This is a genomic window from Acinetobacter sp. 148, assembly GCF_031196675.1.
Taxonomy (GTDB): domain Bacteria; phylum Pseudomonadota; class Gammaproteobacteria; order Pseudomonadales; family Moraxellaceae; genus Acinetobacter; species Acinetobacter baumannii.
On record NZ_JAVIMT010000081.1, the window covers coordinates 189698 to 213304 of the forward strand.

At 38.5% G+C, this 23607-nt stretch carries 21 protein-coding genes and 1 tRNA gene; 12 read left to right on the top strand and 10 right to left on the bottom strand.

Annotated features, from left to right (window positions below):
- Positions 1 to 3 precede the first annotated feature (3 nt).
- From RFX69_RS14785 to RFX69_RS14805, 5 genes are all read right to left on the bottom strand, one after another.
- Positions 4 to 492, bottom strand: coding sequence for an NUDIX hydrolase (locus tag RFX69_RS14785; RefSeq protein WP_000741964.1), 489 nt, complete (start codon positions 490 to 492; stop codon positions 4 to 6).
- A gap of 119 nt (positions 493 to 611) precedes the next feature.
- A complete protein-coding gene (locus RFX69_RS14790; protein WP_001107199.1) occupies positions 612 to 1157 on the bottom strand; it encodes a gamma carbonic anhydrase family protein in 546 nt (181 codons plus the stop codon).
- A gap of 99 nt (positions 1158 to 1256) precedes the next feature.
- Positions 1257 to 2405 (bottom strand): D-alanyl-D-alanine carboxypeptidase PBP5/6, encoded by a 1149-nt coding sequence (gene dacC / locus RFX69_RS14795; RefSeq protein WP_000197255.1) that lies wholly within the window; start codon positions 2403 to 2405, stop codon positions 1257 to 1259.
- 126 nt (positions 2406 to 2531) lie between these two features.
- Positions 2532 to 2954, bottom strand: coding sequence for an MCR_0457 family protein (locus tag RFX69_RS14800; protein WP_000480885.1), 423 nt, complete (start codon positions 2952 to 2954; stop codon positions 2532 to 2534).
- Between the two features lie 147 nt (positions 2955 to 3101).
- On the bottom strand, positions 3102 to 3473 hold the full coding sequence (locus RFX69_RS14805; protein ID WP_004746479.1) for an MCR_0457 family protein: 372 nt from the start codon (positions 3471 to 3473) through the stop codon (positions 3102 to 3104).
- 102 nt (positions 3474 to 3575) lie between these two features.
- Here RFX69_RS14805 and surE point away from each other — a divergent pair, with 102 nt between their 5' ends.
- The 3 genes from surE to RFX69_RS14820 all read left to right on the top strand — a co-directional run bounded on the left by surE (position 3576) and on the right by RFX69_RS14820 (position 6319).
- Complete coding sequence (gene surE / locus RFX69_RS14810; RefSeq protein ID WP_289332526.1) at positions 3576 to 4343, top strand: 5'/3'-nucleotidase SurE; 768 nt, start codon at positions 3576 to 3578, stop codon at positions 4341 to 4343.
- Positions 4344 to 4457: 114 nt separating this feature from the next.
- Positions 4458 to 5288 (top strand): peptidoglycan DD-metalloendopeptidase family protein, encoded by an 831-nt coding sequence (locus RFX69_RS14815; RefSeq protein ID WP_000550750.1) that lies wholly within the window; start codon positions 4458 to 4460, stop codon positions 5286 to 5288.
- A 101-nt stretch (positions 5289 to 5389) separates the two neighbouring features.
- Positions 5390 to 6319: a LysR family transcriptional regulator gene (locus RFX69_RS14820; protein WP_000886772.1), complete on the top strand. Its 930-nt coding sequence runs from the start codon at positions 5390 to 5392 to the stop codon at positions 6317 to 6319.
- A 58-nt stretch (positions 6320 to 6377) separates the two neighbouring features.
- On the opposite strand, the gene RFX69_RS14825 is transcribed toward RFX69_RS14820, so the two are convergent.
- The gene (locus RFX69_RS14825) at positions 6378 to 8996 is read right to left on the bottom strand and encodes a Lon protease family protein (RefSeq protein WP_140970829.1); all 2619 of its coding nucleotides are present in this window, start codon (positions 8994 to 8996) and stop codon (positions 6378 to 6380) included.
- A 166-nt stretch (positions 8997 to 9162) separates the two neighbouring features.
- Between RFX69_RS14825 and RFX69_RS14830 the strand changes: the two genes are divergently transcribed.
- From RFX69_RS14830 to rpmE, 4 genes are all read left to right on the top strand, one after another.
- Complete coding sequence (locus RFX69_RS14830; RefSeq protein WP_289332525.1) at positions 9163 to 11352, top strand: MFS transporter; 2190 nt, start codon at positions 9163 to 9165, stop codon at positions 11350 to 11352.
- A gap of 2 nt (positions 11353 to 11354) precedes the next feature.
- Positions 11355 to 11756 carry a lactoylglutathione lyase gene (gene gloA / locus RFX69_RS14835; protein ID WP_001242511.1) on the top strand — a complete coding sequence of 134 codons (402 nt, stop codon included), beginning with the start codon at positions 11355 to 11357 and terminating at the stop codon, positions 11754 to 11756.
- Between the two features lie 133 nt (positions 11757 to 11889).
- Positions 11890 to 12861, top strand: coding sequence for a bile acid:sodium symporter family protein (locus RFX69_RS14840; RefSeq protein ID WP_001984712.1), 972 nt, complete (start codon positions 11890 to 11892; stop codon positions 12859 to 12861).
- Positions 12862 to 13054: 193 nt separating this feature from the next.
- On the top strand, positions 13055 to 13279 hold the full coding sequence (gene rpmE, locus RFX69_RS14845) for a 50S ribosomal protein L31 (RefSeq protein WP_001200845.1): 225 nt from the start codon (positions 13055 to 13057) through the stop codon (positions 13277 to 13279).
- 62 nt (positions 13280 to 13341) lie between these two features.
- On the opposite strand, the gene RFX69_RS14850 is transcribed toward rpmE, so the two are convergent.
- Genes RFX69_RS14850 through epmB form a run of 3 tightly spaced genes read right to left on the bottom strand, consistent with a single transcriptional unit; the run spans position 13342 to position 18224 of the window.
- Positions 13342 to 15450, bottom strand: coding sequence for an EAL domain-containing protein (locus RFX69_RS14850; protein ID WP_289332524.1), 2109 nt, complete (start codon positions 15448 to 15450; stop codon positions 13342 to 13344).
- A complete protein-coding gene (locus RFX69_RS14855; protein ID WP_000981543.1) occupies positions 15447 to 17192 on the bottom strand; it encodes a hypothetical protein in 1746 nt (581 codons plus the stop codon). Before RFX69_RS14855 ends, RFX69_RS14850 begins: the two co-directional genes overlap by 4 nt.
- Before the next feature lie 15 nt (positions 17193 to 17207).
- The gene (gene epmB, locus RFX69_RS14860) at positions 17208 to 18224 is read right to left on the bottom strand and encodes an EF-P beta-lysylation protein EpmB (RefSeq protein ID WP_098713653.1); all 1017 of its coding nucleotides are present in this window, start codon (positions 18222 to 18224) and stop codon (positions 17208 to 17210) included.
- 73 nt (positions 18225 to 18297) lie between these two features.
- Here epmB and efp point away from each other — a divergent pair, with 73 nt between their 5' ends.
- The 5 genes from efp (at position 18298) to RFX69_RS14885 (ending at position 22403) form a co-directional block, all read left to right on the top strand.
- The gene (gene efp / locus RFX69_RS14865) at positions 18298 to 18867 is read left to right on the top strand and encodes an elongation factor P (protein ID WP_000035083.1); all 570 of its coding nucleotides are present in this window, start codon (positions 18298 to 18300) and stop codon (positions 18865 to 18867) included.
- Positions 18868 to 19033: 166 nt separating this feature from the next.
- The gene (locus RFX69_RS14870; RefSeq protein ID WP_199970066.1) at positions 19034 to 21130 is read left to right on the top strand and encodes a carbon starvation CstA family protein; all 2097 of its coding nucleotides are present in this window, start codon (positions 19034 to 19036) and stop codon (positions 21128 to 21130) included.
- A 2-nt stretch (positions 21131 to 21132) separates the two neighbouring features.
- Entirely contained in the window at positions 21133 to 21435 is a 303-nt protein-coding gene (locus tag RFX69_RS14875; RefSeq protein ID WP_289332523.1) for a YbdD/YjiX family protein, read from the top strand.
- Between the two features lie 168 nt (positions 21436 to 21603).
- A tRNA-Val gene (locus RFX69_RS14880) sits at positions 21604 to 21680 on the top strand.
- Between the two features lie 207 nt (positions 21681 to 21887).
- Complete coding sequence (locus RFX69_RS14885) at positions 21888 to 22403, top strand: hypothetical protein (protein ID WP_000725511.1); 516 nt, start codon at positions 21888 to 21890, stop codon at positions 22401 to 22403.
- 24 nt (positions 22404 to 22427) lie between these two features.
- On the opposite strand, the gene RFX69_RS14890 is transcribed toward RFX69_RS14885, so the two are convergent.
- On the bottom strand, positions 22428 to 23456 hold the full coding sequence (locus RFX69_RS14890; protein ID WP_000168943.1) for a hypothetical protein: 1029 nt from the start codon (positions 23454 to 23456) through the stop codon (positions 22428 to 22430).
- Positions 23457 to 23607 lie beyond the last annotated feature (151 nt).

The window sequence follows — 23607 nt, forward strand, 5'->3', positions numbered from 1 at the left end:
GGACTAGGCATCCAAATGAGAAGTTAATGAGGGAGAGAAAGGGTGCTCATAAATAAGAGCTAAAGGATAATGTTGTCCTTTCATGGCGTCTTCAATGGCTTTAATGACAAGAGGACTACGTGCACGGGCAGATTCTTTAAGTTCATCTAGAGTCATCCAGACAGCAGAAACAATACCTGTATCAAGTTTTGGGTCGCTTTCGACGTGGGTCACATGCGCTAAAAAGCAGAAGCGATAATAAGTACGGTCCGGAAACATAGGGGGGGTATAAGTATAAATACCAAGTAGGGCATCTATATCTATATGATGTCCTGTTTCTTCAAGCGTTTCACGGATCGCTGCTTCTGTTAGTGTTTCACCACACTCCACATGACCAGCAGGTTGATTAAACACTGTGTGTACAAAACCTTCGCTATGTTCTTCGACAAAAAGATAGCGTCCATCTTTTTCTACGACTGTAGCGACAGTGACATGAGGAGTCCATGCGGCCATAAAAAAGCACCATGAATTTAAAAGTCGTATGATACGAAATTTAGGGGTTTTTGGCTACGGTCATCTTACAAACGATAGAGCATGCGAATAATTCTATCGTTTGAAAAACTCGGTTTGTTTTAATTTATTTGATTATCTTTATGGTTATTTTGCACTTTTACATAATGTCTTGCTGAGTAAGGTAAAAATGCCAATTCTTTTTCGGTTAGAGGACGTACTTGTTGTACGGGGCTTCCAACATAAAGATAACCACTTTTTAAGACTTTACGAGGCGGAACTAAGCTTCCCGCACCAATCATCACATCATCTTCAATAACAACATCATCTAAAATAACCGTATTGATTCCGACTAGTACGCGGTTACCAATAGTACAGCCATGTAAGGTAACATGATGGCCTACTGTCACATCTTCACCAATAATAAGAGGTGAACCATTAGGTTTTGCATCATTTTTATGGCTGACATGTAGCATACAGTGGTCTTGTACATTACTGTTTTTGCCAATTTGAATACTGTTTACATCTCCGCGAATGACTGCAAAAGGCCACACCGAAACATTTTCGGCCAATTTAACATCACCTACAACCACAGACATTTCATCAATGTAACAGCTTGGATCAATTTGTGGGTGATGGTCTAAATAAGGACGGATGTTTTTTGCCATGAGTAGTATCAATAGAAAATTTAGTAAAAGTATAAAATAAAAAAGCACTCACGCTAATAGCATGAGTGCTTAATTCAACTATTCTAAAATTATTTAAATTTAGAATAAGTTGCTGAAGAATTGTTTGATATGGTCAATTAAACGTGCGAAGAAACCAGCTTCTTCAACAGGTTTTAAAGCAACCAATGGTTTTTCGGCAATAACTTTACCGTCTAAACTTGCAACAAGCTTACCAACGACTTGACCTTTTTGAAGTGGTGCATTTAGGTTCGGTTGAACAACCAATTGAGTTTTAATGCCGTCCGCTTTGCCTTTAGGCATAGTCACATTAAAGTTTTCAGCTAAACCAACCTGAACTTCATTTTCTTTACCAAACCAAACTTTAGCTTTTGCAAGAACTTGGTTTGCAGGTTGTACATTTGCAGTTTCAAAGTTTGCAAAACCCCACGCCAATAATGCACGAGTTTGGTCAGCACGTTCAGACATGCTTGGTGTACCAAAAATAACTGAGATTAAACGCATTGGACCGCGTTTACTTGAAGTCGTTAAGCAGTAACCAGCTTCATCAGTATGGCCTGTTTTTAAGCCATCAACACTTGGGTCAGTGTAAAGTAAAGCATTACGGTTACCTTGTTTGATACCGTTAAATGTAAATTCTTTTTCAGAATAAATTGGGTAGTATTTTGAGCTGTCTTTAATAATATGTTGTGCTAAAACAGCCATATCTTTTGCAGTTGAGTAATGACCTTCAGCTGGCATACCTGTTGAGTTAATAAACTGGGTATTGGTCATTCCGATACGTTTTGCTTCTTGGTTCATCATGTGAGCAAAAGTACCTTCATTCCCAGCAATATGTTCAGCCATTGCTTTTGATGCATCATTACCTGACTGAATAATAATACCGCGAAGCATTTCTAAAACAGTTGCTGTGCCATTTAATGGAACATACATACATGATTCAGAACTACTGCCTTTACACCAAGCAGATTCGTTCATACGAACCTGTTCATTTTCGGTAAGCTCACCTTTTAATAATTTTTGTTCAATGATGTAGCTTGTCATCATTTTAGTCATAGAAGCAGGAGCAAGCTTTTCATTTTCATTTTTAGAAGCGAGAATTTGTCCTGTCTCGTAATCCATTAATACATAAGACTTATTATTTAATTCTGGCGGAGCTGATAAGACAGTTGCTGCATAAGAAAAACTTGGTAAGAGGAGGAGTGCAGCAATAGCGCTTTTTCGAGTCATTCTAGGTAATTCCAATATCTTGTATGAAGCAGAAGAGCCTAGCATTTTAGGATAAAGCAAAGCCGACTTCTATGGGGGAAGTCGGCTTTTTCAAACAGTATTGTAACTAGAGAGTTTTTAACTAATTTAGTTTTGCGATTGATAAGCTTTCACGTCTTGGCAAACTAACGTATTTTGTTCGTTACCAGCAGCTTTTGCATCATTACGTGCTTCTTTTAAGACTTTCTTGAAGCTCTTGTCTTTACTACGTTTTTCTAAAGCTGCAACTGGATCGGCTTCATTTGGTAAATAGTCTTTTACAAGACGCTCATAACCTTGAGCAAATTCGGCATCTTTTTTACCAATCAAACTTGGGCAAATTTCAGAAAGTACTTGAATTGCTGCTAATTCTTCCGGTGTAGTACCTTTGGACGGTGTAACTTCAACAACATTTTCATTTTCAGTTTTCTTTTCAGCTGTTTTTTTCTTGTCAGCAGCATAACCCACTGTTGCCATTGTCATGAGTAAAACAACAGAAAGTGATTGAACTAAGCTTTTTTTCATAAACATGGATAACCTGAAACAAAAATTTGAAATATGCCGATAGCTTAAACAATTTAAACGCTAAAAAAATGGAAAAAATGTATTGTTATGTAGGTTTTCTGCTTTATCTCAACAGAAAACCCCAAAGATAAGCTTACTGATTGAGCTAAGCTCTTAATCTTTGTAATTTACCACTTCCTCACAAAGTTCATGTTGTTCGTGGTGATCCATTTCTTTGGCAGCCTGACGTGCTTCACTTAACAGGGTTTTATATTCTGAATCATTTTGCAGCGCAGAGAAGGTAATTGATTTATTGGAAAAACCACTCAGGTACATGGCAATAATCTTTTGAGTATTGGTTTCAAGTTTTTTATTTGCGCCAACAAAAGTAGGGCAAATTTCTTGTAAGACTTGAGTCGAGGCAATGTCATCTTTAATTAAGCTGTCAGCTTCTTGTGTTGAGATACCCTCATCAGCAAAAACCGCTTGAGTACACAATGTGATACTGATCCCCAATACTTGAAAAAAAGGAGCGAAAGTTTTCATTTTTTCACAATTTTATAATGCTATGGAGGCATAAATATATATAATTCAACAAATAATTCAATTGAGAAAACCTCTGGGTTTATTTGTCGAGAAAGATTTTTTGTGAATATTTTAATTGCCAATGATGACGGTGTATTTGCACCAGGTATACAAGCTTTAGCTGACGCGTTAAAACCACTAGGCCGTGTTGTAATGGTTGCACCAGAAAGTGAAAGAAGCGGGTTTTCGAGTGCCTTAACTTTAGATCGTCCTTTACGTCCTATTCAAATTGCTGAAGATGTATGGGCTGTTAATGGCACACCAGCCGATTGTGTTTATTTATCCATGAATGGATTATTTGATTTCGAATTTGATTTGGTTGTTAGTGGAATCAATAGTGGCGCAAATTTAGGCGATGATGTTTTATATTCGGGAACTGTTGGCGCCGCCTTTGAAGGTCGTTTAATGAAACAACCGGCAATTGCGGTTTCTTTGGCCGGGCCTGATGTACGTTCATACGACCATAAAGATGATTATGCGCAAGCTGCCAAATGGGTACATGACTTTATTGCAAAAGGACTACCAGCATTGCCACCACGACATATTTTTAATATTAATATTCCAGATGTACCTCAGCTTAAAGGTACACAAATTACTTACCAAGGCCGCCGTGCCCAATCTAAACCTATCACCAGTCATGTAGACCCTAGAGGAAGACAGGTTTACTGGATTGGTCTCGCTGGTGAGGCGGTAACTGATCCACAGCGTATTGCCAGTCAAATACAATCTGATTTTTTTGCGGTCGCGAATGGTTTTGTGAGCGTGACGCCAATTCAGATGGATGCAACAAACTATGCGGTTTTAGAAGATTTGCAGGCCAGTTTGGGGTAATAAACTGAGCCGAATGTTATAACTTTGTGAATAAAGAAAAAGAGGAACATGTTTCCTCTTACTTTTTTGGTACTCTTAGCCGAAATGATTTGTAGCATTTAGTGAGGGAGATCGATGCATTTAACTGGGCAACAAAGCAGATTGCATATTCAAAGAGACAAAATAATGAAAATTATGATGTTGTCTGTAGCTGTAGGTTTTACTGTTGCAATGGCAGGATGTGCTTCTAAACCACAAATTAATAATAGTTCTCGCTATGCAATGGCTCCTAACTATTACACGGTCCGTTCAGGTGATACTTTAAGTGGTATTGCAATGCGTTATGGTCTGGACTATCTCAGTATTGCAGAGATGAATGGTATTGCACCGCCATATCGTATTTATGTTAATCAATCATTACGATTGAAGAAATCTTCTTCACCAAGAACCGTGTCGACACAAGTCATGGCGCAACCAGAACCGATTAAGCGTCAAACAATTGCTTTACCGACAACTACTGCACCAACTACAACCACTCCGCCACCAGCAACTGTTGCGCCATCAACCAATACAACAGTGGGAGCATCTATTCCAAGCTCAAGCTTACGTTGGGTGAAACCAAATAACGGTCCGGTTATTCAAGGCTTTAATTTGGCGAATAATGTCAAAGGAATCCGTTACGGTGGTAACCAAGGTGACCCGATTTATGCGGCGGCTGATGGTCAAGTTGTATACGCAGCCGATGGTCTGAAAGAATATGGTAACTTAGTTTTAATTAAACATATTGATGGTTACATCAGTGCGTATGCCCACAATAGCAAGATGATGGTCAAGAGTGGTGACAATGTAACCGCAGGCCAAAAGATTGCTGAAATGGGGTCTTCAGGGGCATCTCGCGTTATGCTTGAGTTCCAAATTCGCCTTGACGGTAAACCGATCAACCCTGCAAATCTTTTACCAAATTAGCTAATGCATTAAATATAGGTTTCCTCGTATAATACAATTGGTTGCTTTCATTACAACAATAAGCATTTTTTATAAATTTAGAATTAGATTTGAGGAAACCTATGTTAGATCAGCTTCGTGCGATGGGTGTTTTTGCTTGTGTGGTTGAAAAAAGTTCATTTAGTGGTGCGGCACGTGAATTAGGCATTACAACAAGTGCTGTAAGTCAGCAAATCCGTTCTCTTGAAAATGAAATGGATGTAATTTTATTACATCGTTCTACGCGAAAACTTAGTTTGACTGAGGCAGGGCAGGCTTTTTTCTCAAGTTGCCAAGAAATGTTGGCAGCAGCAGAAAGAGGCAAAATCAGAATCAATGAATTGCGAGATGATTTGATTGGTGACTTGCGTATTGCAACTACCCCTGATTTAGCGGTTCAGCACATTATTCCTGCTTTATCTCACTGGATGTCTGCCCATCGTGGTCTATCTGTTCATTTTGAAGTGGGGCATCGATATATCGATTTAATCGAAGAGCGAATTGATATTGCAGTGCGCATGAGTTCTACAGCGGTAGAAGAGAGTGACTCTGTTATTCCTATGGCTTTTGTCGATCAGATTTTGGTAGCTTCTCCCAGCTATCTCAATCAAACAAGCCCGATCTTGCATCCAAATGATTTAAACAACCATGAGTTGCTTTCTATCAATGCAATGAATGACTCACGTAGTTTTAATTTTCAGCACGCTAAAACTGGTGAAAAATTAAATATCGAGATGACAAGCCGTTTGCAAAGTAATAATTTACAAGTGGCTAAAGCGCTATGCCAGCAAGGGCATGGAATTGCCAGAATTTTATATTTAGATGCTCAAAAAGAACTAAAGAATGGTTCTTTAATTGAAATCCTTCCAGATTGGAAACTCCCAGCTTTCACTTTATATGCAGAGATTGCAAAACACGATCAACAGCCAATGAAAATTCAACGTTGTGTCGAAGCGCTTAAGCAATACTTTAGTCAGTTGGCCGGCGGAAGAGCAATGCAGATTGTTCGTTAATTTTTACCTTATTCATAAAAAAGGGCTTGTTATTACAAGCCCTTTTTCTATGTCAGTGTTATTTTTGCTTTAGCGTAGCAACTTCCTCTTGAGCTTCTTGAGGAAGATCATCGGCTGTGAGTTCTTCATGTTTTTTAATTTTTTTCTTATTTTTCTTTTTCTTCTTTGGCTCCTCTTCAACTTCTGCGCCATCTTCGATCGCTTGCCAGTATTCAAGCTGTTCCATTACAGCAGCATAAATAGAGTGTTTGCTGTATTTGCCTTTTTTGTCGAGAGTACCAACAGGGCGAGCCATTAAAATCTCAAGTGCTTGATCAATTGTATCAATTGCATGGATATGGAATTGACCCATTCGCACCGCATCAATCACATCTTGACGTAGCATCAAGTGTTGCATGTTTTGGCGTGGAATAATGACACCCTGTTTGCCAGTTAAACCTTGTAGCTTACATGCATCATAGAAGCCTTCAATTTTTGCATTTACGCCACCAATTGGTTGAACTTGACCTAACTGGTTCATAGAACCGGTAATTGCCCATGACTGATCAATTGGTAACTGACTAATTGCAGAGATTAATGCAGAAAGCTCGGCAACGGTTGCACTGTCGCCGTCCACTTGGCCGTAACTTTGTTCAAAAGCCAGAGCAGCAGAAAAATGTAGAATCTGTTCACGGCCAAAGTGAGCTTTTAAGAAGCTAGACATGAGTAACACGCCTTTGGCATGCAATGAACCACCTAATTCTACGCTACGTTCAATATCAAGAATATCACCACCGCCTTGATAAACCGAGGCAGTTAAGCGTGAAGGTAAACCAAACTCAACATCTGCATAGTGAATGACAGAGAGGGCATTAATTTGACCTAAACGATGGCCAGAAGTTTCGATTAACTGGGTTCCACGCGATAAATCTTGCCAGTAAAGTTCTCTTAAATAGCCTAAGCGATATTGTCGGTGTTGTAGGGCAAGGTTAATGTGCTGGTCGGTTACCATCTTATCATTGGCTTTAAATGCATGATGATGCGCTTCACGAATAAGATCACCCAACGTTGAAGCATGTAACGACAAGGAGCTTTGGTCTTCGGCCTGACGGCTTGAGTCTGTCAGTAATGCCGCTAGAGCACTGCGGTCAAATGGAAGTAGTTTATCGGCTTGTACATAGTCTGCAATCAGCTGCATATAAGCTTGTTCATTTTCGTCATTACGTTGTAATGTATCGGTAAAATCTGCGCGAATTTTAAATACGCTACCAAGCTCTGGTTCTACTTCTAAAATTTCATAATAAATCTCAGGCTCTGCCATCAGTACCACTTTAATATCAAGTGGAATAGCAGCAGGCTCTATCGAGATACTGCCGGTTAAAGTCAACATATGTTCAAGAGAAGAGAGCTTGAGTTGGCCTGATTTTAAGGCACGCTTTAAACCTTGCCATGCATAAGGCTGTTCGAGTAATTGCTCGGCCTCAAGCATTAAAAAACCACCATTGGCTTGATGTAGGGCACCAGGGCGAATAAGAGTGAAATCTGTGGTAATTGTGCCGTTGTGGGTGAGTTGTTCTACATGACCCAGCAAGTTGTAGTGCGTTGGGAAATCTTCAAAAATAACTGGTGCACCGCTATTTGGCTTGTTTGAGACAATCACATTTGCTTGATAACGCGCCGGTACGCGATTGAACATAGCAGGAGCAAAGTCATCTTCTTCTTGTTCTAAAATTAACTCAACATTGTCAATGATATCTTGAGCATACTGTTTTAAATAATCTTCAAGGCCTTTCACTTGACCATATTTATTTAAAATTAAGTCCATGCGTGGCATAACCACTTGAGTGGCGATGTCTCGATTTAAAACAGAAACTTTGTCGCGCGCATCATCTTCTAAGTCGCCCAAATGCAGACCAAGACGCTCAAGCTTTTTATCCATATAGCGAATATTGGCTGCAATCTCAGCACGCTGTTTGCTATTTAAAGCGTCAATTTCTGTTTGAGTCAGTTCTTGAACCTGATTATCTTTTAACTGTACAGGTACAAAGCCATGTTTCTCATTTCGAGAAATCAATTTTAGATCAAGTTCTTCGCCTTCTTTTGTTAATTCGACAAGCGCTTGTTGCTGTTCATCACCAGTTTCCTGACGGATTCGCTCGATACGGTTATGATAAGTTTCTGCACTAAAACGACGTTCAAGCTGCTTTAAAATAATTTGCCAAGTTTGATGAAGAGTTTGTTGAAACTTGGTTCCTTGTCCAGCAGGGAAGCGTAGCGCAATGGGCTGACGAGCCTGTTTAAAGTTATAAACATATACCCAATCATCTGGAGTAGGCATTGTTTTGGCATGTTGTTGTAGTAAACGCTTAATCATGGTGCGTTTACCTAAGCCTGCTGTTCCTACCGCAAAAATGTTATAACCAGAGTAGGGTAAGGAAATGCCGGCTTCTACCGAAGCTTTGGCGCGGTCTTGCCCTAAAAAGTTGTTGAGCGGCTTGATGCGTTTTGTTGAGGCTGGAATATTTTCAAAATTTGGAATATGCGTAAGTTGTTCGGGTTTTAACGCTGTTTTATCTAAAGTCATTTTAATATCAGGTTGCTCAAAAGCTGAAGGAAATGCATTTATTGTGACGTTTGTGGTGTTTGTTTTAGCGAGTGATAAAGTTGAAGATGTCACTTGATCAAGTTTTTGTGTCACTGTTGATATCCAGCAAAAGAAAACGAAGGTTGAAGATTAAAGGTATACAGGTTTAGCATAAAATATCAAGCAAACTTGCCGTTTTTATCATCAAAACAAAACTTGATTGCATAAAGAATCTTGAAAGCAATTGTAAGAAGCGATTGAATAGGCGCATTTATAATTTATGGAAAATAAAAAACGAATGACCACACAAACCTCTGGTTGGGTCTCGGCGTTTAAAGCATTTTTAGACCGTCGTGCATTAATTATGCTATTTCTGGGTTTTTCTGCCGGAATACCCATTTTATTGATTTTCTCTAGTCTCTCTTTATGGCTAGGTGAAGCAGGCATTGATAAAAGTGCCGTCACTTTTTTCAGTTGGGCGGCTTTAGGATATTCCTTTAAATTTGTTTGGGCTCCCTTAATTGATGAGTTACCTGTACCAGTTTTGACTAAAGCTTTAGGCCGAAGACGTGCATGGTTGCTTATTGCGCAGTGTTTAATCGTACTTGCGATATGTACAATGGCTTTTGCCGACCCTGCTTTAGGTCACAGTTACCTTGTTCAAATGGCAGCAGGCGCAGTTTTACTTGGCTTCTCGGCTGCAACGCAAGATATTGTGATTGATGCTTATCGTATTGAGCTGGCTGAAACTGAAATGCAGACAGTGTTGGCATCAACTTATAATGCGGGTTACCGGATCGGTATGATTGTAGCTGGTGCTGGTGCATTATTCTTAGCGGCGCATTTGGGGACCGCAAAAGGAAATTATATTTACGAGGCTTGGAAGACGACCTATTTAACGATGGCAGCAGTCATGTTGGTCGGTATTATTACAACTTTACTCGTTCGTGAACCTAAAGTTGATCGTATATATAAAAACTATAAATCAAGTGATTATTACCGTCTGGTTTTAGTATTTTTTATTGCAGTTATTTCATTTGTATTAACCTATATTTACTCAGGCCAAGTTACCGAAGCAATTTCAAAAGCTGGCAATATTCAAGATAGTGCTGCTTTATTTGGTTTAGAAGCTTTAAGGTTCTTAACGGCGACAGGCGTTGCCATTCTAGCTGGTTATCTATTAGTAAAAATAGGTGTGGTGAACCAGCAAATGGCTAAGGAAACTTGGATTGCCCCAATTCTGGATTTCTTTAAACGTTATGGTGTCAAACTTGCCTTAGTACTTCTATTCTTGATTGGGTTCTTCCGTATTTCAGACATTATTGCTGGTGTGATTTCTAATGTCTTTTATCAAGATCTGAACTTTAGCAAAGAACAAATTGCTGAAGCCGTAAAAGTTTATGGTGTTATTTTCAGTTTGGTGGGTGGTTTCTTAGGTGGCTTATTAGCTCAACGTATGAACATCATGAAACTGATGTTCGTTGGTGCTGTATTGGCAAGCTCTACTAATCTCATTTTCATTGGCTTAGTAAAATCTGGAAAACCGCTTGATACGGTGGATGTCCAAATTGGGAATCACCATTATAAAGTGAAGCCAGATGAAGTGGGGTATTGGAAGCTAAAAGTGCCAAGCTCAAGTTTTAATGGCACCCAACAAATTGATGTAAAAGCTGGTTATGCTTTGCAAGATCAACAAGCCGAGACTATCGTTCGGGCTCAACCTCTAGTGACAACTCATTCTGAGAGTGTTCCTTTACAAATTTTACCTTTAATGGGAAGTGATCAGATATCGGCTAACTCTTCCGAAGGCAGTGTCGTGATTCGTGGACAGTATTTTGGTAAAGCCTTATCACCTACTCAAAAGATTGTGGTGAATCTTGATGGACAAAATTTTGATGCAAAAATGACAGATCAAAAGGGTGTGTTTAACACAGCAATTGATATGCAAAAATTATTGTCATCACCAAGTAAGCAATTTACTGCTTCAATTGTCGATGGAAATCAAAAAATATTATCGATTACTCACCACTATGAAGTCGCTTCAAATTCTGTACCAAAACCTGAATTAGATGTGAATATCGATCCTTTACCGTACATTGATACTCAATCAGGTCAAGAAGTTGAGATTAGTGGTAAAGTCATTAAACCTTATAGCTCACTATGGCTTTATTTTGCCATTGTTGTTGATAACATGGCTTCAGGCTTAGCCGGTGCGGCATTTATTGCGTTCCTTTCAAGTTTGACCAGTGTGTCATTTACTGCTGTTCAATATGCGATCTTTAGCTCACTTATGACCCTTACCCCAAAACTTTTAGGTGGATATTCGGGTACCATAGTGAGTAATATTGGATACCCAAACTTCTTTTTGATGACCACAATGATCGGGATTCCAATCTTAATTTTAGTTGTTTGGGTTGGAAAACTGCTTAAAGATCATCAAACACATGACATAGAAAAGGCAGGTGAATAAACATGCGAATGCTTCATACAATGTTGCGAGTAGGCAATTTAGAACAATCTTTAAAGTTCTATACCGAAGTATTAGGGATGAAGTTACTTCGTAAGCGTGATTATGAAGAAGGTCGCTTTACACTGGCATTTGTTGGTTATGGCGATGAAGAAAATAATACCGTGCTTGAACTTACTCATAACTGGGATACCTCAAGTTATGATTTAGGAAATGGCTATGGTCACATTGCGATTGGTGTTGAAGATGCTTATAAAGCATGTGAAGAAATCAAAGCACGTGGCGGTAAAGTCGTTCGTGAAGCTGGCCCAATGAAGGGTGGTGTAACGGTGATTGCATTTGTTGAAGATCCGGATGGCTACAAAGTCGAGCTTATTCAACAAGACGCAAATGCTAGAAATAATTAAATAAATGACTCAGGCGCTTTAAGATTTAGGTCTTAAAAGTCTAGCTTTATTTTTATAGCCCAGTATGATGAAGGCTTGACCAAATGGTCAATTTATCAACTGGGCTTTTCTTTATCTAAAATAATCATAGGATGTGAACATGCTGAAGTTCTTGGCACTTGATCGATTTACAATTTTGTTGGTTGGCATGGTACTACTAGCAACTTTTTTTCCAGTCAGTGGTCAAGCTGCGCAGTATTTCAATACATTAACTACAGTCGCGATTGCTATTTTATTTTTCTTGCATGGTGCCAAGCTGTCTCGTGAGGCAGTCATTGAAGGTATTTTGCATTGGAAAATGCACTTACTGGTATTTGCAATTACGTTCTTTATTTTTCCTGCTATTGGTTTATTGGCTAAACCTATTCTTTTACCTCTATTAGGGCAGCAACTCTATTGGGGTTTTTTGTTTATGTGTTTCTTGCCATCTACTGTTCAGTCTTCTATTGCATTTACTTCAGTTGCAAAAGGGAATGTAGCGGGGGCGGTATGTAGCGCATCTTTCTCAAACTTGGTAGGTATGTTTATTACGCCAGTTTTAGTCAGTTTCTTTATTTTAGGACAAAGTCAGCACGGATTTGATCCTACATCTTCAATTATACAAATTACTTTGTTGCTATTAGTGCCTTTTGTTTTAGGGCAATTACTTCGTCCCTATGTTTTTCCATATATGGCAAAAGTACCAAGTATTGTAAAAGCATTTGACCAAGGTTCAATTTTGATGGTGGTCTATGGTGCATTTAGTGGGGCAGTGGTTGCTGGACTTTGGCATCAAGTGAGTTGGAAAACCTTACTGCTTTTAACCATTGCTTGTTCTGTTTTACTCACCATTATTATGCTGCTAGCACTTTATCTACCGCGCGCTTTTGGTTTTAATCGAGCTGATCAAATTACAGTGTTCTTTTGTGGCTCAAAAAAGACCTTGGCCAGTGGTGTACCTATGGCACAAATCTTATTTATTGGCCAACCTTTAGGTATGATCGTTTTACCAATTATGATCTTTCACCAAATCCAGTTAATGGTCTGTGGGGTCATTGCAAATTACTTGGCTAAATCCCAAGATTAATTCGCAAAAAAAATTTATATGGCGTATAATATTGCCCACTTGTTGTGCTTAGCTCTAACCCTTGAGGTTTCGGTGGGCCAAAAGAATGGTCTGTTGTGGTGTTGATCTGCTTGTAAAAGCTTTCCTCAATTTAATTGAGAGTGATCAATTGCGATGACAGCTTAAGCCTTTCTTCAATTAGGAGTAATCGACGATGCGCGCCGATATTCACCCAAAATATGAAAAATTAGTTGCAACTTGTTCTTGCGGTAACGTAATCGAAACTCGTTCTGCTTTAGGTAAAGAAACTATTTACCTTGACGTATGTTCAGCTTGCCACCCTTTCTACACTGGTAAACAAAAGAATGTAGACACTGGTGGTCGTATCGACAAATTCAAACAACGTTTTGCTGGTATGTCTCGCTCTATCAAGCGTTAATACTTCAAAACGAAACAAAAAACGGGCTTATGCCCGTTTTTTGTTTTTAATATACAAGACCATTATTGGTCTTGTACGTCTGTTAAGCGGTCAAGTTTTTTCTGAAAATAATCACCTTGTAGAAAGCGTGCTTCTACATTCCATGCATTGGCAAACAGGTTCATATCATTCAAGTGACCTAATAAAATTCCAATCGGTTTTACAGTCAAATAGTTCAATATTTTTTCTTGTAAGTTATTAAGCCCTTGGTCTGAGCTTAATAGATCAGTTTTGCTGGACTGTAATTTTACAAGTTGAATATCAAGCTGCTGTAATATTGAATCGCTATACATAGAAGAAGCAAAATCTCGAATTGAAATTTCCGCACCATGTTGGCGTAAGCGAGCAATGTGTTGTTGAGCAATTGGAAGATAAGGCTGAAGAGCTTGTTCTGAAAATTGCAAAATCAGTGGGCTTTCAATTTTACTTCCGATAATAGTCAGTAGTTTGGAAATCAGCTCGGGGAATGTTTTATCTTTTAGCAAAATATCAATATTAAGGTTAATAATGAGTTTCGCTTTAGGATACTGAGCAATGAAATTATGAAGCTGTTTACACGCTTCTACCAATATCCAGCGGTCTAACTGAATTGAAAGTTCTGCATCTTCTTTAAGATCACTTAAATCATTTAAGTCATACCATTGTTCACCAGCAATAAAACCACTTGTCACTTCATAGTTATGAGTTTCTTGGTCATGCTTATCGTAAATTTGCTGGTACTTCAGATGTATTTCGCCCTGAGCTAGTTTTTGTCTTAATTGCTGGAGCAAAGAGGACTGAGGCGTATGGTCAAAATGTTCAATTGTTAAATCAAGAGGAACAGCTTCAATGCTCGGTGAAACCGTTTTGTCTACGGTTGGCATTACTTCAAGTTGAGGTGTAACCTGAGGTAAACCTTGCTTTTCCGCCTCGTTCAATAATGAGCTAAAAGAGTTCTCAGTTAAGGGCTGGTTGAGAAAAGCATAACCAAGCTTTAACTGCACTGAAAAGTTTTGCTCATTTACTTTTAACAAATGTTCTTTTTGCAAAGTTTGTAAACTCGTTAGCTGTGAGTTTAAAACTGAACTATTTTCGGCTTGTAAAATCCCGACATAACTACCCAAGTCGACTTGGAAAATCGGCATCTGTGCATGGTCTTTTAAAAAACCATGGAGCTGATTGAAATATTGCCCTAAAGTTTGCCAACCCTGTTGAAAAATTCGTTCTGGGCACTGTGCAAGTCTAAATAAAACAACGGCGTTTGCTTGAGCAGGGTGGGTCGATAAATGACGATTAATCTGTGGCCAAGCTGCACTCAACCCAACACTTTTTTCGGACGGAGTACTATTTGCTGGATTAGTTAAATCAACTTGATAGTCGATGGTGAGTTGTACCGCATCTTCTTCTTGGCTTGGAATAAACTCAAGTTTTAGCGCATTATTACCAGAAATAGCCTGATGCTGACTCTGGATTTCAAAGCGTGCCTGATCAAACTGGCCTAAAGAAATTTTCTTAAACCGCTGTTTAAAAATATTTAAATCGTTGGGTTGTAAGACATCTAAAATCGGCAATCCAATAATATCTTCTTCTTGTTGAAAACCAAAAAGATTCAAATATTCGGTATTTGCCTTAATGTGGATGCCTTCTTGAAAAATAGCAACCGCTTTATGGCTGTTGTCGACCAGTGTTTGCGTATGCGTATGAATGGTATCAAGCTCAGCCAAAAGACGTTGTTCCGTCTGTAAAAGGCGGCTGTATGACAGTGCCCGAACCAAAGTAATATAAAAATAATCTAGCGGTTCTAGTGGGACTACATCATAAATTCCTTTTTGAATATAGCTTTGATATTGCTGCGCTTGATAATCATCTGGCTGTAAAAGTAATATTGGAAGCTGCGGCTGTTCTGAGGCTTGAACAAGGGAGAGAGTTTGTTCAATTTTCAAATCATAGGCGCGACCAAAAATAATGACATCCCAAGATGTATTGAGCTGCTTTTCAAAACTTTTTAAATCATCAAGTAATAAGGCATTAACTTGATAATCATTCCCCGATAATAAATTTAAAATTTGGTTATAACGTAACTGGTTATCATCAATAATGAGTAAACGTATTTCAGTACGTTTTAACCTTTTAGATAGTAAAGAGTTTCTCACTTTAATGCTTCCCATAAATCTTGGCTATTCACGGTGTTATTCTTTTTCAACATGAACTGATCAAGCAGGTACTGTTGCTGCTCATTCAGAAGCTCAAATTGAAATTGAATAAAACTTTGAGTAATGAGTTGTGCTTTGAGTAGATACACTTTGATTTCTTCTGTCCCCAATCGTAAATGAATTGTTTGTTGCTCTCTAAAAATTTGAGACCCCGGTAAAATAAGCGTGTTTTGTATTTCTTCTAGGTTTTGAGTTTGTAGTAATAGTGCAGGGTGATAATTACGCGTATGCCGCTCTGCCTGAATATGTACAGCGCAAGGGAACATGGCTTGTGAAAGAATTTCTAAACCCAGTTCCAGACTTTTTTCTGTAGATTGCTTAATCCAGCGAATAACACCGCCACGCCACTGACCATGTAGCGTTTCCTTCACCAAAATATATTCGCCAGTTCTTAAGTTTTTAGGTGCTTCGCCGGACCATTTAATACGATAGCCATTAACACTAATATCAAGCACGGTAGTTTGATAAATGGTTTTACTCTCACGGCTTAAGCGTTGATAAGACGAGGTTTGTTGTTCTTTTTTCTCTAAATTGGATAAAACTTTCGATTCACTTTGTAAATTATAGTTATTACTCAGTTGTAGTGTTTCTTCAAAGTTTTTGGCTTTAGATAAATAAAAATGTGCGGTACTTAAGCCAAAACAGATTTGTAAAGCTGCATTATATTCGTAACGCTCATGACGGCGCTGTGCTGTGGTGCCCAAAATCGTTTGAACGTGAAACTTTAATGCGGGACTTAAATAAATCTTTTCATTTTTAGACATATATTGAGCATTTTTATGCATGGTGGCAGTGACATGCTCAAGCAAAGCTTGCGTGCTAATAAAAATACTTGGATTGAAATTTGAACTTTGTTTTTTGTTATATACAGGCGGATGATCTTTAGTTGGGTCGACCACATACTTTGTTGAAGCAGTGTCTTTCGGCAAGATCTGAATCATGCGTGCCCAGTCAAAACTACATTGAAACAGGGCCTGAATTTCTGACTGGCGAATCTGATTGGTGTTAAAAATATCTAATAAAATAAGCTGCGCATAAGCCTGCGTAATATTGGCTAGCGGATGCTGTACACCTTGAATATGATTAATATTGGTTAAATGATATTTGTATTGAACCGCTGTTTCATAAAGCTGGTGAGCAATTAACCATTGACCTTTGACAGGTTCGCTATAGAGCATATGCTGTTGATATAAAAGATTGGTCAACTGCTGCAATGCGTGGAATGTCGCCAGAATTCGTGCGGTTTGTAAATTTTTCTTTTGTTTAAAAGAGAATAAAGAAAACTTCTGCTTTTGTAGCTGTTCGTGGCTTGTTTGCGCAATATTTAAATAAATACTGGCAAAATAACAGCGCAGAAGCATAGCCAGTTCAATAATGTGCTCGTTACGGTCGGTACTAATGACGCCTTGGTTAAAGAAGTTTTTTTCTAAACTCGCCAACACATTATTAATGGTTGGGTGAAGTGTCTGAATTAAGTCAAAGCGTAAGGTTTCACTACAATTTAACTCATTCAGCTCCAAAATTGCTGTAAATAGCGCTTTTGAAGTATCACCCAATTGCATAATAGAAAGGGTAGTGACCCACTCATTAAGATCTTTAATGTTGGCTTCACAAAAGCTTAACCGTTCACGAGTAAGTGCGGTTTGATTGTGAAAAATGTCCGAAAGTGCATTATTCATCATCACTTATTATATAACTCAAAAAGTTGTAGCCCCAAAAAGCGGTGTTTTATTCTTTTCGCCCGCAATTTCCCTGACGAGTTTAGGAACCAAATATCCTGGTAGGCTCGCTAACACGTCTTGATATATCGCATCTATTTCAGATGGTATTAAATCAAAATGTTGTGCGCCTTTTACTTTATCTAATACATGTAAGTAATATGGCATAACGCGAGCTTCAAATAGACGATAACTTAAATCAGTTAAAGTTTGAGCAGAATCATTCACCCCTTTAAGCAATACTGCCTGATTTAGAACAGTAATGTGGTGTTCAGATAGCTGCAACAATTTTGAACAAGTAAAGTCATCGAGTTCAGAAGCATGGTTTGAGTGTACCACCAGAATAATACGCAGCCTACTGTTTTTTAATAAAGAAATAAGCTCTTCGTCGATACGGTTTGGAATGACAATTGGAACGCGTGAATGAATTCTCAGAATCTTCACTTGTTTGAGAGATGATAAACGTTCTAGCCAAAGCGCTAATTTACGGTTAGAAAGCGTAAGAGGGTCACCTCCGCTTAAAATCACTTCGTTAATATCGGGGTTCGACTCGATATAGTTTTTAATGTTTAGCCAATCTTCATTTTTAGGTAAATTTTCCTGATAAGGAAAGTGACGGCGGAAGCAGTAACGGCAATGAACTGCACATGCACCGGTCAAAGTCAGTAAAAAACGAGATTTATATTTATGTAAAACACCCGGTAACTGATTGGCTGCTTCTTCACCTAAAGGGTCGGTGATAAACTCAGGATGTTCCTCAAGTTCTAAATGATGTGGCAACACTTGGAGTAAAAGCGGATCAAGAGGATCTTTAGCGTTCATTTTTCCGACGAACGCACGCGGAACACGCAATTTAAACTTTTCAGAAGCCAGAATCGCCCCTGATAATAGCTGATCAGTGGATAACTCGAGCAGGTTCAACAACTCTAAAGGATCGGTAATAAGGTCACTGAGTTGTGATTGCCAGTTTTGCTCTTGGTGTAAATAGTTTATCATGCGACACGATTAAGATAATGCAACAGCGCATTATATCGCATAGTTGACTTGTTAAGTTTGGAGTGTGCCAGTCATGGCCAATTATTCTACAAATGATTTCAAGCCAGGCCTTAAGGTCATGCTTGATAGTAACCCATGTTCAATCATGGAAAACGAATACGTAAAACCGGGTAAAGGCCAAGCGTTCAACCGTGTAAAATTACGTAACCTTAAAACTGGTAAAGTTTTAGAAAAAACTTTTAAATCTGGTGATACTTTAGAAGCTGCTGACATCGTAGAAGTAGAAATGAACTACCTATACAACGATGGCGAAATGTGGCACTTCATGGACCCAGAAAGCTTCGAACAAATTGCAGCTGACAAAACTGCAATGGGTGATGCTGCTAAATGGTTAAAAGACGACTCAAATGAAACATGTACAATCATGTTATTCAACGGCGTTCCTTTAAACGTAAATGCACCTAACTTCGTTGTGTTGAAAGTTGTTGAAACTGATCCGGGCGTACGTGGTGATACTTCTGGCGGTGGCGGTAAGCCAGCTAAGCTTGAAACAGGTGCGGTTGTTCGTGTTCCGTTATTTGTTCAGCAAGAAGAAAGCGTTCGTGTAGATACTCGTACTGGTGAGTATTTAGAGCGTGCATAATAGTTAAAAAATAAACTATTATCGAAGGGATGATGTCAATCATCCCTTTTTTTATGCGAAAGTATAAGAGGAAAAAGAACAAAGGAGGAGTAGAGTCACAAGGATTGAGCAGAGAACAGTACATAACAATATAAAACTGCTGTAATTATTTATTGAGAGGTTAAGAATGGACACAATGCAAGCGAAATCTACGCTTCCCTCCAAATTGGTCTGGAGCCTAGTAGCAATTATAGGTGCTATTTCTTTCGGGATGCTGGCGCTAAGTCGTGGTGAACATGTTAATGCAGTATGGTTGGTACTGGCAGCTGCATGTGTGTATAGCATCGCATATCGATTTTATAGTCTATTTATTGCAACTAAAGTATTTGAATTAAACCCGAGACGATTAACTCCTGCACATCGTTTAGCCGATGGCTTAGACTATGTGCCAACAAATAAGTATGTACTGTTTGGACACCACTTTGCCGCGATTGCCGGCGCAGGGCCATTAGTCGGGCCGATTTTGGCTGCACAAATGGGCTTTTTACCGGGCACCATCTGGTTATTGGTTGGTGTGGTTCTGGCGGGTGCGGTACAAGACTTTCTAGTTTTATTTATATCAACACGCCGTGATGGCCGTTCACTGGGTGAAATGGCAAAGCAGGAGCTTGGTCCTTTTGCCGGTATTGTGGTTATGTTGGGCGCACTTGGGGTAATGATTATTATCCTTGCGGTATTGGCTTTAGTTGTTGTGAAAGCACTTGCACATAGTCCGTGGGGTGTCTTTAGTATTGCAGCCACTATTCCAATTGCATTGTTCATGGGCGTTTACATGCGCTTTATTCGTCCGGGACGTATTGCAGAAGTTTCAATTATTGGCTTCGTTTTAATGATGCTGGCAATTGTGTATGGTGGACATGTTGCCGCAGATCCATATTGGGGTGAGTTCTTCACTTTAACTGGAACACAGCTCACTTGGTGTCTCATCATTTATGGTTTTATCGCATCGGTACTACCAGTTTGGTTGTTATTAGCACCACGTGATTATTTATCTACTTTCCTTAAAATCGGGGTTATTCTTGGTTTGGCAGTCGGTATTGTGATTGCATTGCCTGACCTTAAAATGCCTGCTGTTACCCATTTTATTGACGGTACAGGACCGGTTTTCTCAGGTAGCTTATTCCCGTTCTTATTTATTACTATTGCCTGTGGTGCCATTTCAGGTTTCCATGCGCTGGTATCGAGTGGTACGACACCAAAACTTGTTGATAACGAAGTTAATATCCGCATGATCGGTTACGGCGGTATGCTTATGGAGTCTTTTGTCGGGATCATGGCGATGATCTGTGCGACAGTATTAGATCCAGGTGTGTACTTCGCGATTAATGCGCCAGCAGCAGTGCTCGGTACAACCGTAGAATCTGCAGCGGAAGCTGTACGTAATTTAGGCTTTGTGGTTACGCCTGAAATGTTGACGGTTTTAGCTCAAGAAGTGGGTGAAAGCTCAATTCTTTCACGTACAGGTGGTGCGCCTACCTTTGCTATTGGTATGGCTCATATCATTTCTGAAATCTTTAACAGTCGCGCCATGATGGCATTCTGGTATCACTTTGCGATTTTATTTGAAGCATTGTTCATTTTAACTGCGGTAGATGCAGGAACACGTGCTTGTCGTTTTATGGTGCAAGACACGGTTGGTATTGTTATTCCGGCGGTTAAATCTTCAGGTTCATTCTTTGGTAACTTGTTAGGTACGGCCGTTGCGGTAGGTGGATGGGGCTTCTTCGTCTATCAAGGTGTGATTGACCCACTTGGCGGCGTCAACTCATTATGGCCTCTATTTGGTGTGGGTAACCAAATGCTGGCTTCGATGGCACTCATTTTGGGTACAGTGATTTTGTTCAAAATGAAAAAAGAGAAGTATGTGTGGGTGACGATCATTCCAACCATTTTCTTGTTCATTACCTGTATGACAGCAGGGTGGCAGAAGATTTTCCACGAAAACCCGAAAATCGGTTTCTTGGCTCAAGCACATAAATTCTCCGATGCGATTGCTCACGGTGAAATTCTTAAGCCTGCAAAAACCATTGCCGAAATGCAAACTATTGTGATGTCGAACCAGATTAATGCTGCACTTTGTGGCTTCTTTATGATTGTATCGATTGTCATGATTATTGCCTCAATTGGTATTGTTCGTCGTGCTTTAGCAAGTCCAACACCGACTGTAAATGAAGCGCCTGCGGTATATACCGATCCTGAAGTGGTTACCACTCGAGGAGAATAAAGATGAATTTTAAATTTGCAAAAAATGGTACTGTCATTATTGCGAAAATCATCAAAATGACCGTGCTTTCGCAAAAAGAGATATTGCTCTCTCCAAAGAACTGGTCACGTATCGCAACCTTGTGGCAGCGTTTACAGCAAAGCTTCCGACTCATGGTTGGTGTGCCGGACTATCAAACGTATCTGGAGCATATGATAGCCCATCATCCAGATTTAACACCTATGGATGCACAAACTTTCTATCGACATTGTGTTGATGCAAGATACCCATCTGCAGGTGGTACTTTGAAGAAGTGCCCTTGTTAAGTTGACCTTGATATTTGGCTAAATAAAGACGGTATGTGGTTGAACCATGTACCGTTTTACTTTTTGGGAAATGAAAAAGAGTTTGCTCAAAGTCTGCTCATTTGTATTTTTTTCACTGGTAAATCACTTGTTTTGCTTTTGAAAAATGAATATGATGCTTTCCATCTTAGGCGTATAGCTCAGTTGGTTAGAGCGCTACGTTGACATCGTAGAGGTCTCCAGTTCGAGTCTGGATATGCCTACCAAGATTTAAAGTCCTATAAACTCGAATAGCTTTATATGACTGAAAAAGCCCTAAACTATAATGGTTTAGGGCTTTTTTATTGCTTTATATAATTTAATTTCAGTTTCTATAATATAGTGTGTTTATACAAGGAGAGATTAAAATTAATTAGTAAAAAACAATACATGTTAGAAAATTTGGATAAGAGCTATTTGTAAGGTTTGAATGGATGAAAAAAATTTATATTTTTATATTTTATATTTTTTCTTTGAGTACTCATGCTGAAGAAATTTCTTCAAACAGCTCTGCTTATTCCATAAACGTTCGTGATGCGTTTAAGGAAGAACTATTTGGATCTAATGTAGGTCATAGTTGGATGGGTGTACCAACAGAGGAATACGATCAAAAAGTTATTTTAGGTGCTAGGAGTATTTACTGCGCAAAGGTTGCAGATATACTTGATAAACCTCTAGAGGCTATAAAGCTTTTCAATAAAGGTTCAGAAAATTTAAATGAATATTCTATGCAACTTGATGTAAGGAATCCTATTTCGACAAAATATAATTCTATTTTGAAATTTTCTAAACCGCCTTACGTAGTAGGGCATGAAATTATTAAAGGAATGATAATTGAAAACATCATTTCTTTAATTGATGAGCAGCTTTATACATTAGGCAGTCAAAAAGAAATAAAAAAATCGGAATTAAAAATTTTTTATTCTGATGAATGTACCCAGTATCTTTAGAAGATCATGTTTTAGGACTAAAAACTAATAAAAAATAGAGCGTCGCATAACGCTATGATCGGCTGCTTTAATTCTATGACATCTGAAAGCCGTAGAATACTTAATTTCTAGGCTCCTTAAATATGTTTCTTCTTTCATGTTTTCAATTCCGTGAAAAGCCATACTTAATGAGGCAAAGATTTTTGATTCTTCGTAATCATCAGTTAAATAACAAAGAATTTCTGGGTCTGTTCTTCTAAATTTTTCAATATCAGATACTCGGGTGTTGATGGTTGTTTCTACTTCATCAAAAGAGTTCAATTGACTTAGTATTGTATTTACCCTTTTTCGTAATGCAGCAGGTTGTATCTTTTCACCCTCAATAATTTGATTGTGAGATTTTAAAGCGTCTCTCAATGCCTCTCGAAGTTTGAAAACTTTCTTTTCAAACTCTTTGAAATTTCTATCATCAAAAATGTTTAACGATGATATATGACCAATCGTATGAGTTGCCATATAAATTAGAGTTTCTTCATTCGGATTATCAGGGTCGGGTTTTCCTAATTTATAGGTCTTTACTTCAACTTTTGTATTAGCAGCTTTGTAACGCTCATTTAGTTTTAAATAATTTCTTGAGCCAATATTAAGTTTTAGGTTAAAGTAATAATCTTCTATGATTTTTAAATTAACTTCGATCTTACGTAATCTTTCAATATATTCATCAATACGAATAGCAAAATCAAAAACTTTACCTAATTTTTTCTCAGCTTCTTTAGTATTCTCATAGAGGCTGATTCCTTGAATGATTCCTCCATTTGCTCCAAACTTTCTTTCAGCACAATCATTGCCCATTATACTTAGTGAGCCATCTTTTAATTTAATAACATAACCGAAATTGTGTTTGTGATTACAAAGCCCTCTATCACTAACTAAACAACAATGCATGTCCCTGTCTCGAATTTGATAATCAGAGAACACCGAATCAAAATTTTCGGGTGTAATTAAATTTTGTTCTAAAAAACCAGGTAAACCTAAAACTTCATCATAATTAGTAATGCGTGGAGTCGATGCCATCTTATTGTCTCTATAAAATTTATAATTAATTATAAATGGATTAAAATATTTTTGTTCCACTTGACCGTTATAACAATAACTTTAACGACAATATACGTCGCATAAAAATTATCTTTTCCTAGTAATAACTATAGGGTTTGTTGACATTTAC

What these genes read in the sequence shown, in the direction of transcription:
- RFX69_RS14785 (WP_000741964.1), bottom strand. Translation starts at nt 492, where the DNA reads ATGGCCGCATGGACTCCTCATGTCACTGTCGCTACAGTCGTAGAAAAA.
- RFX69_RS14790 (WP_001107199.1), bottom strand. Translation starts at nt 1,157, where the DNA reads ATGGCAAAAAACATCCGTCCTTATTTAGACCATCACCCACAAATTGAT.
- dacC (WP_000197255.1), bottom strand. Translation starts at nt 2,405, where the DNA reads ATGACTCGAAAAAGCGCTATTGCTGCACTCCTCCTCTTACCAAGTTTT.
- RFX69_RS14800 (WP_000480885.1), bottom strand. Translation starts at nt 2,954, where the DNA reads ATGTTTATGAAAAAAAGCTTAGTTCAATCACTTTCTGTTGTTTTACTC.
- RFX69_RS14805 (WP_004746479.1), bottom strand. Translation starts at nt 3,473, where the DNA reads ATGAAAACTTTCGCTCCTTTTTTTCAAGTATTGGGGATCAGTATCACA.
- RFX69_RS14815 (WP_000550750.1), top strand. Translation starts at nt 4,458, where the DNA reads ATGCATTTAACTGGGCAACAAAGCAGATTGCATATTCAAAGAGACAAA.
- RFX69_RS14820 (WP_000886772.1), top strand. Translation starts at nt 5,390, where the DNA reads ATGTTAGATCAGCTTCGTGCGATGGGTGTTTTTGCTTGTGTGGTTGAA.
- RFX69_RS14830 (WP_289332525.1), top strand. Translation starts at nt 9,163, where the DNA reads ATGGAAAATAAAAAACGAATGACCACACAAACCTCTGGTTGGGTCTCG.
- gloA (WP_001242511.1), top strand. Translation starts at nt 11,355, where the DNA reads ATGCGAATGCTTCATACAATGTTGCGAGTAGGCAATTTAGAACAATCT.
- rpmE (WP_001200845.1), top strand. Translation starts at nt 13,055, where the DNA reads ATGCGCGCCGATATTCACCCAAAATATGAAAAATTAGTTGCAACTTGT.
- RFX69_RS14855 (WP_000981543.1), bottom strand. Translation starts at nt 17,192, where the DNA reads ATGATGAATAATGCACTTTCGGACATTTTTCACAATCAAACCGCACTT.
- epmB (WP_098713653.1), bottom strand. Translation starts at nt 18,224, where the DNA reads ATGATAAACTATTTACACCAAGAGCAAAACTGGCAATCACAACTCAGT.
- efp (WP_000035083.1), top strand. Translation starts at nt 18,298, where the DNA reads ATGGCCAATTATTCTACAAATGATTTCAAGCCAGGCCTTAAGGTCATG.
- RFX69_RS14870 (WP_199970066.1), top strand. Translation starts at nt 19,034, where the DNA reads ATGGACACAATGCAAGCGAAATCTACGCTTCCCTCCAAATTGGTCTGG.
- RFX69_RS14875 (WP_289332523.1), top strand. Translation starts at nt 21,133, where the DNA reads ATGAATTTTAAATTTGCAAAAAATGGTACTGTCATTATTGCGAAAATC.
- RFX69_RS14885 (WP_000725511.1), top strand. Translation starts at nt 21,888, where the DNA reads ATGAAAAAAATTTATATTTTTATATTTTATATTTTTTCTTTGAGTACT.
- RFX69_RS14890 (WP_000168943.1), bottom strand. Translation starts at nt 23,456, where the DNA reads ATGGCATCGACTCCACGCATTACTAATTATGATGAAGTTTTAGGTTTA.